We start from the raw sequence: 12,705 nt of genomic DNA, 5'->3' as shown, positions 1-12,705 counted from the left end.
CGATTACTGGGCTGGAAGTTGTCCTCCTACAGCATACTCCAACTGGGCTAGTGCAGCCTTGTAATTGTAAGTCGCTTCAGCAAAGGCTAACTTGGCCTTAAGCAAGGCCTGGCGGGCGGTTACCGCTTGGACCCAACTCGTTTCCCCGCCCTCAAAAAGCTTTTTTGCCTGGTTAAAGCCCTTTTCGGCATCGTTCACGGCACTTTCTTGGAAGGCTACGGCTTCCTTAGCCTTTTTTATCTGTTGGTAAAGTTCCCGCAGTTGTGCCGGAATGTCGATTTTAAGCTGGTTGACTTTAACCTGGGCAATGTTTTCCAGGGCCTTTTGGGTCTTTATCCTTCCGTTGTTTTCCATGATGTCAAAAAAGTTCCACTGGCCTTGCACACCCGCCGTCCACCCCCACTTGGGATAAAGGATGTAAACATTGCTGATGTTTTCATACTGGAGAACAGCATCCAAGGTTGGATAATAGCTGGATTGGGCGGCAGCCACCGCGGCATGAGCTGCCGAAAGCGAATGCAGCGCGGCATTTAAATCCGTCCGTTTTTGCAAAGCCACTTTGAGTGCTTCTTCATAAGGAACGTCAAAGGCAGGCAGTTCGGCTTGGCCAACAAGATACAAGGGATCATTTTCATTGTTGCTGGGCAGATTAAGCAACATCCGAAGCCCTTCTCTTGACTTTACGTAGGCGGCTTTTGCCTGGGCAAGATCGCCAAGGGCAGTGGAATATTCCGCTTGGGCAACCAACGCCTGGTATTCAGGCACCTCCCCTTCCTTCGCCATTTTCTTGGTATATTCAGCAATCGCATGGCTGGCTTCGGTTAATTCTTCCCTGATTTCCACGACCTCTTGCCTAAAAAGGGTCAAGTAAAAAGCTTCCTTGACTTGCACCACCGTTTTCAACGCTACATCCATCGATAGCCATACCGCCCTTTCCAAGAGCTCCTTCTGCTGTCTTGCCTCTTTAACCGCGCCAATGTTAAGGATCGTTTGCTTGATCTGCACAGCTCCAAGCCAGCTCGTTCGGGTCAGCGGATAAGTTGGAACCGTGGGCAGAAACATTAACAGGGAGCTTTGTTCACGCTGGGCACGGTAAACCAATCCTCCATGAGGATAAAGCTTGGCTTTAAACTGCATTTTAATCCCTTCCTGCTGTTCGATGGCCTTACGGGCAGAGACGACGTCGGGGTTGGCATCCAGGGCTCGCTGGATTACCTCTTCTAACGTCCACTTTTTAGCCGTGCTCACTTGATATTCCCGGGGATAGATCAGCTCAATCGGTTTTTTGACGCTGGAAAAAACGGGAGTCGATTGTTCAGAATTTTGCTGGGCTAAACCGGGCATAAAGGAAAGGAAAGAAAAAGCCAATGAGCAAGAGAATAAAAGGAAAACAGAGTTTTTGTTCATAGCTTTAAGGGCTTTTTTTTACCGCGTTTAATCCGATAACAGTAGGAGAATTCGGTAAATCCTTTTCTTGCTCGGGAATAACCAACTCCGCACTGATCCCGGCAACGACCTTGCTCGAAGAAGGGATATGGAGCTTGATACGGAAGGTGCCACTTGCAGGGTCTAGGAAAGGATCGACGTGGACAACCGTCGCTTCGACTTTTTCACCCGCATAGGGGCCGTCTACAAGCTCTATAAAATACTTGTCCTCCCTACGGATTTGACCGAAATGTTTTGAATCGCAATAAACAACCATCTGGAGCTGGGCGGCATTGATCACCCTGCCTATGGGTTCGAGCCTTTCCACCGATTCCCCGATTGTGCGCAACTTTTTAAAAAAAACCCCGTCGATAGGAGAACGGACGATCTTGGCCTCAAGCCTATTTTTTGCTTCTTCCAAGAAGGCCATGGCTTCCTTGAGCTTACCTTGGGCCATCTGCAATTGGTATTTTGATTCCTCGTATTGCTTGGGGCTGATGACCTGCTCCTTATAAAGGTTTTCAATCCTTTGAAATTCCCTTTGAGACTTTTCTAGCTCCGCCTGGCAGACGCTAAATTGGGCTTCAGCCCGGGCTATTTCCGTTTTTTCTTCCTCCGTGTTCAATTGGGCTATGACATCCCCTTTTTTTACAACCGCCCCTTCTTCAAAAAAGTATTTTTCCAAGATCCCCGAAGCTTTGGCGCTGATCCGAACATCTTCAATAGGAAGCAGAATGGCCCGGTAAGAAGCCGACCTGTCCTCAAGAAAATTTTCAACAGGCCTCTCGGACATGTTCAGGTCGGATAAGTCAACCGAGGCATCCGCAGCCCAAAGAGGCAAGCTAGAAAAAAAGAAAAAGAAAAGGATCCGGGCTAAAACCTTTTTTAAACAAAGCCCTTGAGCGGGGATCCCATACCTAGGCCAAAATTTCATCTCCAGAAAACCGTTCCTTTAGAAATTCTTTTGAAAAAATAAAGAGATAATAAACCCTAAAACCTCTTCTGTTAGAATTTCCTTTTCATTTTCCTCAACGTCGCAGGATTTACCAGAAAAAAACATGAATTTTTAAAAACCGGACAATGTCTCTAAAGAGGATTTCACCTAAAGGCCTTAGCCCTACATAGATCTTGGCTTTTCCACGAAATCCCTTTTTTAAAAGCCTGGGATCTATATTCTTTTCTTCCCACGGGATGAGAAAAGAAAATTCGTATTTGCCTTTTTCAATTTCGACTCCGTGAACGAATTGGGCGGTTGAATCCAAAGCAAGCCTGTAGCTTTTCGTGGGATCGGCCAAAAACCTAAAAGAAATGGGCAGGGCCTTTTTGTTCTTTTCCATGATCTCGGCTAAATACGTCAAATCCTCCTCCTTGAGGAAACCCTTGACTTTCCAGGAATAGGGGTCGGCAAGCTGGACGAGGATTTCCCCGATTTGGGTCAACTCCCCCCTGCGGCTGGCCAGGTTATGTGGACCCATCACCACCCCATCCCTTGGAGCACGGACGAAAGTATATTGATAATCCTTGTACAAGCTCTTGAGCAAGACTTGGGATTTCAGGGCATTAAGCCGGGCAAGTTGCATTGCGGTTTCTTGCTTAAGGTTTTGGGCTAAGTCCGCCTCGGCCATGTTTTTTTTATAATCCTGTTCGATTTCCTTGATCTTAAGCTTAATATTCGTCGAATCCAGCGTCATCAAAAGCTTTCCCTTGCTGACGTAATCACCTACTTGGACGTATATGGCCTCGATCCGGGCGGAAACCATTGCGGGAACGGCAACTTCGTAGGAAGGGAGAAGGACGGCATCGGCCTTGATTTTCATAGGCAACGGAATAAAGGCCACAAGCAGGAGCAAAATCATCAAAAGGGGAATTAAAAAAAGAGGCTTGAGAGCCCGGGATTGATAAAGCCAGGCTTTTTTCTTAAAGTAAGCTTGGGCAAAGCTTTTACCTCCTATAAGGCAGATCCTCTGTAAAAGACTGAATAGTTCAAGGCTGGCCACGACAGGCTCTTTCCCTTCCCAGGTCACAAACCCAAAAACCCTGTTCCCATCGTCCAACAAGGGAAAGGCTGCAATCCAATTCATGGGGATATGCTGAAAATATTCGATAATCTGCCTTGGCCTTTCCTTAGATCCGGCTTCTCGCAAGGCAAAACCGATCCGAAGAGGCTCTTGTGGAGCTTGTTGCCGGTTCTCTATCCGTTCTTTTCGGTTATCCGGTTTGTCTTCTTCAAACAAAAAGGAGAATAAGAAATTGCCGTTTTTTTTCCGGACCTTTTTCTCGAGAAAATGCCGGGGGTTAGCGGCCTTGATCAACGCTATCCCCGCCTCCTTGAGGACCAGGGCTTGATCGGCTTGTTTTTGAACTTGTAAAAGGCTGCTGGCCGTTTTTAATTCAAATAGCCTGGCTTGATCGAAATCCTGCGTGCCTAGAAAGGCAAAGCCCTTGCGGTTCAAAGGAACGCTAAACAAACAGCAGCGATCACTGCAAGCCAGCTCTCTCGAGTAATTGACCAAGAGAAAACCCGTCCTTTCGGCGTCGTTTTTATTGAGCGCCAGCTCCTCGAGGTAGTTGAGGTAAAGGGAAGGAGATTGACTCCAAAGGGGAGGAACCAAGCTCCATTTCCTGGTTCTCATGCCTTCCTCAAGGCCACGGGCCATTGCAGAATGAATGGGGATCAAAAGCTCGTATTGGCGAGTTATAAACTGCTGGTCATTTTCTCCGCTAAACCAGTAATGGATCACTCCGAGGAAACTTTCTTCGGAAAAAAGGGGAAAAAGGAAATGGTGCATGAAAAGAGGAGGTTGGACTTCCAGGGGATGGGACAAAAGCCCGGTGGGACCGTCGGAAAGAGCCCATGAAAAGTAACAAAAGCTTTTCCCTGCGAGGGCCTTGTTGAGATGCTGGGCAAGCATAATTTTCTTTTCATAGTCCCTTTCCCAGGGCAAAGGTCCTTGGGGAAAAGAGCAGGCTCTTTGCCACTGGGCTCCTTCGAGCCTTGCAAGTTGCATTCCCCGGATGGAAAAATTCGTCGAAACGTACTGAAAGACGAGATTAAACAGCTCTTCTAAACGGCCAATGGAAGGCAAAAGGGAAGTTAAAATGGAGGCAAACCTTTCCGGAGAAAGAGAAAAGAGGTTCAAGTCCGCAGCGTTGTTTTTTTCCATCGCTTGGGAAAAACAAAAAATCCGCTCTTTAGTTTTATTGGCAAACCCTTCTTTATTTACCCTGGACCCGGTCTAAATCGGACGGCAGAAGAAGAAGGCCGCTTTCGATCAACTGCTTGACAAACCGGTCGATATCGCTTTGCATTTGCCTTGGATCTCCATCGAAATGCTCCCCTACCCACCTTTTCAAGGCTTCCACGTCCCCTTTCAGGCTGCAAAGCTTTTCCCACAATACCCCTCCATAGCTGTCTAACCTATAGTAGTTCCAGGTCGTCGGATCGAGGAGGATCAGCTCGTTTTCGAACCGTTCGTAACAGATCCAATCCGGGATTTCTACCCTTTTCAATTCAGCTCCTTCCATAAACGACCTCTCTTCGAGTCCTTGGTGTCGCACAACAGCTCTCCTCCCCATCCTTTTCTTGAGCCTTGCGTTTATCCTGATACTTTCTCATCATCCGCATGGCCGTCAGCAGGGCTTTTCCTTCAAGGCTAGAGAAAAAGCTCCTTAATTTTGCAATCAGCTCCTTGTCTTTCAAAACATCAAGGCATATGTCGCATATGCTCGAATAGCATTTCCTTTCCGGGACCGAGACCGCCGGAAAATAATCTTTTAAGATTTTATAAAGTCCGTAAGAACCCGCAAAGGCAATCGTTTCTAGAATCGGATCTTCCCTGCCTTCCTTCAAAATTTCACCTAGAGCCCTCTTCTTGGCATCACCCAAAAAAAGGGGAGAATGCCCGGGGGCAAAATGGGAAGGACCGCAACAGGCAAACACCCTGCCGTCGTATTCCACCACGGGAGCCAAGACGACCCCGCAGGTTCCCATGGGAGGGGAATCCGTCCAAAAAAAATCTTCCTCGGGAAGCAACTCGGCCCGGCCCAGCTTGATCAAGGGGATTTTTTCCAGGGTATAGGCTATTTCCCCCAGCTCCGGAATATCCGGTTCTAACTTGTTGGGACTGATGACGCTGCGGATCACCAAGGGGATGCCCAGCCGACCCGCTGCCCGGGACACCGCCTTCAGTTTCCATTCATTTTTAAAGACTCCGTGGTAGCGGTCCCAACTGATGCACAACCGGTCTAAACCGGCGGCATGGACTTTTTCAACCACTTCAAAAGCCTGCTTTTCCGACCGGACCCAACCGCATCCCGTCACCGCCGTCGCTTTTAAACCCAAGCTCTTGGCCTTGGCCACGCACCGTGTCAACTTTTCGGGATCGACAAAGGCTTCTCCTCCCGTAAAGCTGATTACAGGAGTATAACCCACCGCCTCTTCCAAGAGCGAGAAAACAAAGCTTTCATCCAACTCCCCTTCCGCACCCGGTGAAGAATCCGTAATACAGTGGGCGCACCGTAGCGGGCACTTTTTCCTGAGCATGATTCCCAACACCGAGTAGTGGATCATCTTTTTTCTTACCTTTCGAGAGCCTTGGACAAGATCATTGCGCAAGCTTGGGGTACCGTTTCTCTCTTTCCCTGCGGAAGATACAACCGGTAGGTCTTTATCCGTGTAAGCCACTTCAGAATTTTTTGGGCGTGAACCCTTTCGTCCAACACGAAAGAACTGTTCAAATAAAGGTTCCGGAAAGCCTTGGAGGGCTCGACCTTTTCAATCCAAGGCTCATCTTTGTCCGTCCAACGGAGGAAAAAAATACTCTTAAGAGGGAGGATTTCCCGGGCAAAGAGACTTACGGGCCTGCCGATTTCTTCTGGTTTCCTGTAATTTCTAAGGAAAGGATGGGAAGGAACTATGCAAGGTTCTCCCAATTCCACAACGAACCCGATCCGGTCGTCGGCCACCAAGGGATATCCCTGCTCTTGAAAGGCGGCAAGCAAAGTCGATTTCCCTCCCCCGGAAGCGGCCACAAGGCCGACGGCTTTGGACTGGACTTCAAAAGCTCCCCCGTGAAGGAAAAGGAGCTTGCCCAGGCATTGGCCAAAGAGGGGTAAAACGACTTGGTAAAAATAGTACTTGAATTTCTCCAAGTCGAAGGATCTATAGGCAAAGAAGAGTTGACCGGATTGCAAGCTAAACAAGAACAGGTCTCCTACGAGGATCCTCCGGGGATGACAAAACAGGCTCAACGGCCCCAAGCTAAAAAGAGGCTTTCCCAGCTCCTCCAAGGGGAAAGAATCCACGCAAGAAACATTGAGGGGATAGTTTCCCCAAAGGATGGGCCCGGAAAAAAACCATTCCCTTATGGGACTATTCGATGGATTATATAGGCCAAGCCCATAACCCACTCCTATAGGCTCCGTTTTCAGATCCCGCCATTCCATGAATACCTTAATTCGCCAGCTTTTTCAAAAAAAATCATAATCCAATGGTTATGGCCACGGTTATTGATATAAATTGAGCTCTTGGATCGGGGACCTGGCCCGAAAAAGAACCTATATTTCCCAAGGGAGAAAAACCGGGACTTTTCCACATGAATTTCACCTTTTCTTTTATCTTTTCCTCGATCCACTCCAGGTTGATCAACCTCAAGGCATTTGCTTCTTCCATATTCCTCCTTTCCTAGAAGGTTTTATTTTATTTTTTTAAATAACACTCAGAATTACACCCAAAAGAGGACTAAGCAACCCGTTTGCTACCCCTGTTACTACATTTAACACGCCGTTAACCCCGCTGAGCAGGGGTTGGAGATCTTGGGATAAATTTAATTGCCCAATTTGAAGAGTCCCTTGTGGTCCTCCAAGACCGACATGCACATAAATAGGAGGTTGTCCCGTAAGGGGATTGTTCAATTGAGCCTGGATGTCCAAGGGCAGGTTGGCATTGACGAGATGTTGATTTGTAACCGGATTGTTGAGTTGCAACGAAAGGTCCAAGGGTAGGTTCAAGTTGACCAGGTGATGGGGGACGGCCGCCGCAGCAAAAAGCTGGCGGGATTCAAGCCCCTCTATTTCAAAAAAACCCTCTTCTTCTTTTATAGCCATTCTATTCAAAACCATCACATTTCCTCCTCCAAACCGGGAGGAGCTAGGTAATAACAAGCCCCTCCCTTTTGATGCTTTTAAGATTAAACTGCCGCCAAGACCGAACCCAAGAGCCCTGTGACTGTGCCCAATAGGGGACTGACGATCCCTCCCACAACGCCCGTAACCAAACCCGTTACCGGGGTGGTGATCGAAGAAAGGGTCGAGCCCAACCCGGCCAGGCTGGGTTGATTGACGTGAAGGGAAAGATCGGCAGGAAGATTCAAATTGATAATAGTCTGGCCGTTGGCAGGATTGTTTACTTGCAATGAAAGATCCAAAGGCAAATTCAAGTTAATCAAATGATGGGGAACGGCCGCCGCGGCAAAAAGCTGGCGGGATTCCAATTCTTCAAACTCAAACGAGCTAAAATCGATTTCCGTTTGCATGGGTTCTTACCTCCTTGATTAATTTTATATTTATATTTTCTTAATCTCTGTTAAAGAGTCAGGTTTTATATTAAGAAGATCGAGCTTAAGATTAAGAAAGAAATTGCCTGAAAGAATTTACAAGGTTATGCCTATAGAGGCACGGGGGAAAAGCCATTTTTAAGATGCATTTAAAACCAGAGGAAAAGGCGGTCCTCCTGTTAGGAAGGGATAGCCTCAAAGAAGAACAGACGGATGAAATAAAGAAGAACCTTTCTTTTGGGTCCTTCCATTGGGAGCTTTTTTACAATCTTTGTTTCGTTCACGGCCTTTGGGGTTTCGTGTTGGATAACCTAAACGGAAGGTTCCCCTACCCTGGAGAAATCAAGAAAAAACTCTCCCTCCTTTGCCAAAGCACCGCCAAAAGAAATGACTTGCTTTTTGAAGAACAAAAAAAAATCTTGAACCTCCTGAACCGGGAAGGCATTGCGGCCATTCTGCTCAAGGGAATAGGCTTGAGTCAAATGCTCTACGGGGAAAAATGGAGGTTAAAAAGCACCACCGATATCGATCTTTTGGTTGGCTTGGAAGATGTCCCCAAGACGATCTTCCTCCTTCAAAAAGAACTGGGATACGGCGAATCGACCGGCCGAAAGATAAATTTAAAGACCCTTCTCTATTGGGACAAGGACATTTCGTTGTACAAGAAAAAAAATCCCTTGGATTTCGCTCCTTCCATCCTCGAACTGCATTGGTCTGTAGCTTTCAACTCCAAGATCGACCGCAGGGCTCTGCAGGCAATCTGGAAAGAAAAAACCTTGGGAATGTGGGAAAATATCTCCTTGTGGAGGATGAACAAGGTCAACGAACTGCTCTTTCTCTTGGTCCACGGCAGCAAGCACCGCTGGGAATGCCTGCGTCATCTCCTCGACGTTCACGAGTACGTTTTAAAAAGTAATTTCAAGGAAAAAGAATGGGAAGAGATCACCGACAAGGCGTTTTATTTTGGATGGGAAAGATTTTGCATGCTTGGACTTGCCCTGGCCCAAGCGCTCTACGATACCCCCGTGCCGGCAGAAATCCTGGAAACTCTGGGTAAAAACTGGATCAAAAAAGAGAAGATTTTTTCTTCCCCCTCTTCTTTCCCCTACGTCCGCCACTTTAGCCTTTTTGAACTCTTTTCTTCTAAAAAAGACAAGCTTTTTTTTGCCTTGAAATCCCTCCGCTTCCCCAGTGAAGAAATCGTCAAGCACTATCCCCTTCCCTCCTTTTTGTCTTTCCTCTACATTCCCCTCTCCGCTTCCGTTGCCATTTTCCACTGGCTCCGTAGGAATTTTGCTTCCGTATTCCTCCGCGGGTTGTTGAAAAAAAATAGTGGGCATCTTCCGGGACAACGAAGAGCAGGCTAATTTTAAGCCGGGATTCAGCAGTCAGTCCTTTTTCCTCGCTCTGGGTTCCTAAAGAAAACAACGACCGTTCAACGGTATGCCCGCTTCTACTTAAGAAGAATCGGGTTGTCTTCCCTCCTCATTTCTTCAGAACACAAAGATATTGACCGCAGGACGAAGGGCCGTTATACAAGACTTCCATCTCGAGCATACGGGCATATTCAAGGGCAAGTTCCGGGCTAATATAAATATCCAAAAGAAGGGGTGAAGCATTTTTTTCCATCTGTTCGACCCTTTGTAAAAACATCTCTTTATGATTTTGAGAAAATATATTCAAGTAAGTAAAGAGAAGCTTTCCCTGGGCTTTTAAAACACGCTTGGCTTCCTTAAGCATGATCACCGCTTCTTCCTGGAGAAGATGGGTAAGAACGGAAAAGAAAGAGACTACGTCGAATTGCTCATTTTCAAGGGGCATTTTTAACCGGTCGTTATACAAAAAAATAAAATTGGCTTTTTTACACTTTTCCCTAGCGTAGTCCAAAAGTTCCGGAACGATATCAATCCCCACATACTGGACTTTATCGGATAGTCCGGAGCAAAAAAGCGCATAAGCCAGTCTTCCTGAACCACATCCTACATCCAAGAGTTTCATCCCCTCCGATAATCCTCCCCACAAAACGGTTAACTCAAGAAGGATGTTGCCCATGGACTGAAATTGACCGGCACTCCCAACGGCCAACTCGGCCGCCTTTTCTCTACTATGACTGCTAAAGAGAGCTTTGACAGAACCGGGATAATCCAGCCTTTTATTCCAGCAAAAAGAAGGGGCGGGAAGGCGGCCTTCAAAAATTCCAAATTCAATATAGTGCACCAGCGGATTGATCCCGCTTTTGGCCACGTCAGGATAACTGTTCAGATACCACGAGGAGTTAAAAGAAAGGCTGGGATTTTTCCCTTCTTTCCAGCCGATTTCCAAGTAATGGTCTAAAGGAGAAATACCCCCTTTGCAGGCTTCAGGATAACTCTGGCAATAAAATTTTTCATCAAAAAAACCCAAACGGCCGATCTTTTCTTTTATATTCACCATCGGTTTTCCCTTCATTTCAACATGCCCGTTTGCCGCTTATCCATGGGCTAGAGTACAGGGATCTTTTTAAGCGCAGGGCTAGCCCTCGTTCCTGGCTTACATCATTTTTCTGCCCCTTAAGCTTCCTTTCGCCAGGGGATTCATGGTCCAGTTGGGCAGGTAATCCAAAAGGTTAGGGTTCCAATAAGGATCGCCTTTTTCAAATACTCCCGCCCATCTTTTCAGGAGCAGCTTATAATCGTTTTCTTCGGGAATCCCCGCTCGGCTCATCCCCTCATAATGAATCAGCTTTGCCCGGGCACAAAAGATATTCCTAAGACCTTTACGCCAGGCGCGCAAACAAAAATCCACGTCATTGAAAGCCACGGGGAGGGATTCATCGAAGCCGCCAAGACTTTCAAAAAGGGATTTTTTAATCATCAGGCAGGCTCCTGTAACCGCCGTGCATTCCCTGTCCACTTCTCCCAACCATCTCTCGGCATTTTCTTCATCCCGATATCCCCGCAATATGTGTTCGCCTCCGATCATCGAGGGAGTAAAATAAACGCCCGCATGCTGAATAGACATGTCCGGGTAGTAAAGCTTGGCGCCTACGGCGGCCACGTCTTCTTGCACAGCATGGCTGAGCATGGCTTCAAGCCAACTTGGACTCAGCACTTCAACATCATCGTTAAGAAAAAGAAGGATTTGTCCATGGGCTAGGTCTTTTCCCAAGTTGTTAAGACGAGACCAGTTATAAGGGAAATCCACGGCAATCTTCCTGACGGGCCACCGGTCCAATAGCCTTCTTTTAGGATCGTCATCGGGCAGGTAATAGCGGTTGACGATGGTAAGCAGTTCAAAATGAGGATAGGTCGTCTTTTCAAAAATTGACTTAAAACAGCGTTCCACGACATCTTCCCTTTTTATGATCGTGGGCATGATAATGGAGATGGTCAGGGAAAGATCTTGGGGAAAAGAAACTTCCGCTTCTTCCGCATGCCTTATTTCCCTTCTTTTCCCCGAACAGAGCACAAAGGGAATGTGGGTAACATGAGTAGGATCGCTGACCAACTGCACCATTTTTCTCTGATCTATGTTGAGGGAATAAAGATCCTCGTCTTTAAAAACGGCCCAAAAGCGGTCTTTTCTAGCTATCCATAACTTTCCCAGGTAAGGATAGTGGGACAACAAGGTCGGCGACCAAGAAGGCTTAAAAAAAATTTTCTTTTGGTTGTTGTCGTCTATTCCTTGCTCATCACTGTAAATCAGTTCGTCTTCGGGATGTTCTTGGATGACCTGGGCAAAGGCATGAAGAGCACATGGGTCAAGAACATCCCCTTGGGAAAGGATACCAATCCAATCTCCCTCGCAATGTCGGGGAAGGATTTCTGGAAGTTGCCCCTGTTCTTGACCTGCAAAAAAAAGGGGTTTGATTTTGCAAAAAGACTCTTTGGCTAAGGCTTGCAAAAAGCCTTCTTCAGGCTTATCCCGGGAACAGATCAAGAGCAGCTCCCACCGGCTATAAACCTGGTCTTTGAGGGATAAGAAGCTCTGGGAAAAAAGCTCTTCCTTGTTCCCCGGCGAATGCCTATCCCAGACGTAAAGAAGGGAAATCAACGGCTTTTTTTTCCAGGTTCTTTCCATTTCCAGGAGCCTTCCCCGATCCTGGTCAAGCAACTTGTTGTTCTCAAGCCACAGTTGTGAATCAAGGCCACTAATCAGGATTTTGCGCTCAAGACTGATCTCCTTGTCCTCGGTTTCAATAAAAAACCGAAGGCTATGTTCTCCCTTTTCAAAAAGACGGGTATCAATCTTAATGCAGAAACCACTTTTTGCCGCATCCTTGTAGTCGGGGTGTGCCGCTGCTACATCCGGCCTTGAAAAACCAAAAAGGAAATTTTCGATAGGCCGGTCATCGATTGAACATCTAAACTTTTTTATCCCTTGCCTGGCAATGACCCAGCCCTTTAGAGAAACTAACCCGGTGATAAAAGGAAACTCAGGGCTATGGATAGGGGGACTATCGATATGCAGCTTGACCTTTTCTTGAGCATCCGAAAATAGAAATGTATCCTCGGGTCTAGGAACACCATTTTTTGATTCTACCGCTAAAGAAAAAATCCTCTTTTTGAATCGTCTCAGTTCCTTTTCGATTTTCCGCAGTATAACAAAAATAGAGATTTTTTCTTGCCTATTCATGCCTTCTTATCTTTTGCCGTCGGATTTTTGCCCCCCTCGATCACACTTTGTAAAATGGCATAAAATAAATTGACCGGCACAATTCCCTATCGATTATAAAAAAAACGCAAGG

General features: G+C 46.8%; 12 protein-coding genes. 1 reads left to right on the top strand and 11 read right to left on the bottom strand.

The window, feature by feature from the left end; genetic code table 11:
• Positions 1–3: 3 nt before the first annotated feature.
• The 9 genes from MINF_RS02365 to MINF_RS02325 form a co-directional block, all read right to left on the bottom strand.
• Positions 4–1,407: a TolC family protein gene (locus MINF_RS02365; protein ID WP_238523524.1), complete on the bottom strand. Its 1,404-nt coding sequence runs from the start codon at positions 1,405–1,407 to the stop codon at positions 4–6.
• A gap of 4 nt (positions 1,408–1,411) precedes the next feature.
• On the bottom strand, positions 1,412–2,359 hold the full coding sequence (locus MINF_RS02360) for an efflux RND transporter periplasmic adaptor subunit (protein WP_012462867.1): 948 nt from the start codon (positions 2,357–2,359) through the stop codon (positions 1,412–1,414).
• Between the two features lie 109 nt (positions 2,360–2,468).
• Positions 2,469–4,589 (bottom strand): efflux RND transporter periplasmic adaptor subunit, encoded by a 2,121-nt coding sequence (locus MINF_RS02355; protein ID WP_012462865.1) that lies wholly within the window; start codon positions 4,587–4,589, stop codon positions 2,469–2,471.
• A 52-nt stretch (positions 4,590–4,641) separates the two neighbouring features.
• A complete protein-coding gene (locus tag MINF_RS02350; RefSeq protein ID WP_012462864.1) occupies positions 4,642–4,950 on the bottom strand; it encodes a PqqD family protein in 309 nt (102 codons plus the stop codon).
• Complete coding sequence (locus tag MINF_RS02345; protein ID WP_012462863.1) at positions 4,937–5,995, bottom strand: radical SAM protein; 1,059 nt, start codon at positions 5,993–5,995, stop codon at positions 4,937–4,939. The genes MINF_RS02350 and MINF_RS02345 overlap by 14 nt, the downstream gene beginning before the upstream one ends.
• An 8-nt stretch (positions 5,996–6,003) precedes the next feature.
• Positions 6,004–6,870: a Serine kinase of the HPr protein, regulates carbohydrate metabolism gene (locus MINF_RS02340; RefSeq protein ID WP_012462862.1), complete on the bottom strand. Its 867-nt coding sequence runs from the start codon at positions 6,868–6,870 to the stop codon at positions 6,004–6,006.
• Between the two features lie 34 nt (positions 6,871–6,904).
• On the bottom strand, positions 6,905–7,096 hold the full coding sequence (locus tag MINF_RS02335) for a hypothetical protein (protein ID WP_048810062.1): 192 nt from the start codon (positions 7,094–7,096) through the stop codon (positions 6,905–6,907).
• Between the two features lie 35 nt (positions 7,097–7,131).
• Positions 7,132–7,545 (bottom strand): hypothetical protein, encoded by a 414-nt coding sequence (locus tag MINF_RS02330; protein WP_238523523.1) that lies wholly within the window; start codon positions 7,543–7,545, stop codon positions 7,132–7,134.
• 68 nt (positions 7,546–7,613) lie between these two features.
• Positions 7,614–7,958 carry a hypothetical protein gene (locus MINF_RS02325; RefSeq protein WP_012462859.1) on the bottom strand — a complete coding sequence of 115 codons (345 nt, stop codon included), beginning with the start codon at positions 7,956–7,958 and terminating at the stop codon, positions 7,614–7,616.
• A gap of 164 nt (positions 7,959–8,122) precedes the next feature.
• Between MINF_RS02325 and MINF_RS02320 the strand changes: the two genes are divergently transcribed.
• The gene (locus MINF_RS02320; protein WP_012462858.1) at positions 8,123–9,346 is read left to right on the top strand and encodes a nucleotidyltransferase domain-containing protein; all 1,224 of its coding nucleotides are present in this window, start codon (positions 8,123–8,125) and stop codon (positions 9,344–9,346) included.
• A gap of 118 nt (positions 9,347–9,464) precedes the next feature.
• On the opposite strand, the gene MINF_RS02315 is transcribed toward MINF_RS02320, so the two are convergent.
• A complete protein-coding gene (locus MINF_RS02315; RefSeq protein WP_148205093.1) occupies positions 9,465–10,412 on the bottom strand; it encodes a class I SAM-dependent methyltransferase in 948 nt (315 codons plus the stop codon).
• A gap of 96 nt (positions 10,413–10,508) precedes the next feature.
• Complete coding sequence (locus MINF_RS02310; RefSeq protein WP_012462856.1) at positions 10,509–12,593, bottom strand: glycosyltransferase; 2,085 nt, start codon at positions 12,591–12,593, stop codon at positions 10,509–10,511.
• Positions 12,594–12,705 lie beyond the last annotated feature (112 nt).

Source organism: Methylacidiphilum infernorum V4, from assembly GCF_000019665.1.
Classification (GTDB): domain Bacteria; phylum Verrucomicrobiota; class Verrucomicrobiia; order Methylacidiphilales; family Methylacidiphilaceae; genus Methylacidiphilum; species Methylacidiphilum infernorum.
This window is presented reverse-complemented; position numbering and strand designations above follow the sequence as displayed.

Excerpts from the sequence above, each read along its gene's own strand:
- MINF_RS02365 (WP_238523524.1), bottom strand. The coding sequence starts at position 1,407 with ATGAACAAAAACTCTGTTTTCCTTTTATTCTCTTGCTCATTGGCTTTT.
- MINF_RS02360 (WP_012462867.1), bottom strand. The coding sequence starts at position 2,359 with ATGAAATTTTGGCCTAGGTATGGGATCCCCGCTCAAGGGCTTTGTTTA.
- MINF_RS02355 (WP_012462865.1), bottom strand. The coding sequence starts at position 4,589 with ATGGAAAAAAACAACGCTGCGGACTTGAACCTCTTTTCTCTTTCTCCG.
- MINF_RS02350 (WP_012462864.1), bottom strand. The coding sequence starts at position 4,950 with ATGGAAGGAGCTGAATTGAAAAGGGTAGAAATCCCGGATTGGATCTGT.
- MINF_RS02345 (WP_012462863.1), bottom strand. The coding sequence starts at position 5,995 with ATGATCCACTACTCGGTGTTGGGAATCATGCTCAGGAAAAAGTGCCCG.
- MINF_RS02340 (WP_012462862.1), bottom strand. The coding sequence starts at position 6,870 with ATGGAATGGCGGGATCTGAAAACGGAGCCTATAGGAGTGGGTTATGGG.
- MINF_RS02335 (WP_048810062.1), bottom strand. The coding sequence starts at position 7,096 with ATGGAAGAAGCAAATGCCTTGAGGTTGATCAACCTGGAGTGGATCGAG.
- MINF_RS02330 (WP_238523523.1), bottom strand. The coding sequence starts at position 7,545 with ATGGTTTTGAATAGAATGGCTATAAAAGAAGAAGAGGGTTTTTTTGAA.
- MINF_RS02325 (WP_012462859.1), bottom strand. The coding sequence starts at position 7,958 with ATGCAAACGGAAATCGATTTTAGCTCGTTTGAGTTTGAAGAATTGGAA.
- MINF_RS02320 (WP_012462858.1), top strand. The coding sequence starts at position 8,123 with ATGCATTTAAAACCAGAGGAAAAGGCGGTCCTCCTGTTAGGAAGGGAT.
- MINF_RS02315 (WP_148205093.1), bottom strand. The coding sequence starts at position 10,412 with ATGGTGAATATAAAAGAAAAGATCGGCCGTTTGGGTTTTTTTGATGAA.
- MINF_RS02310 (WP_012462856.1), bottom strand. The coding sequence starts at position 12,593 with ATGAATAGGCAAGAAAAAATCTCTATTTTTGTTATACTGCGGAAAATC.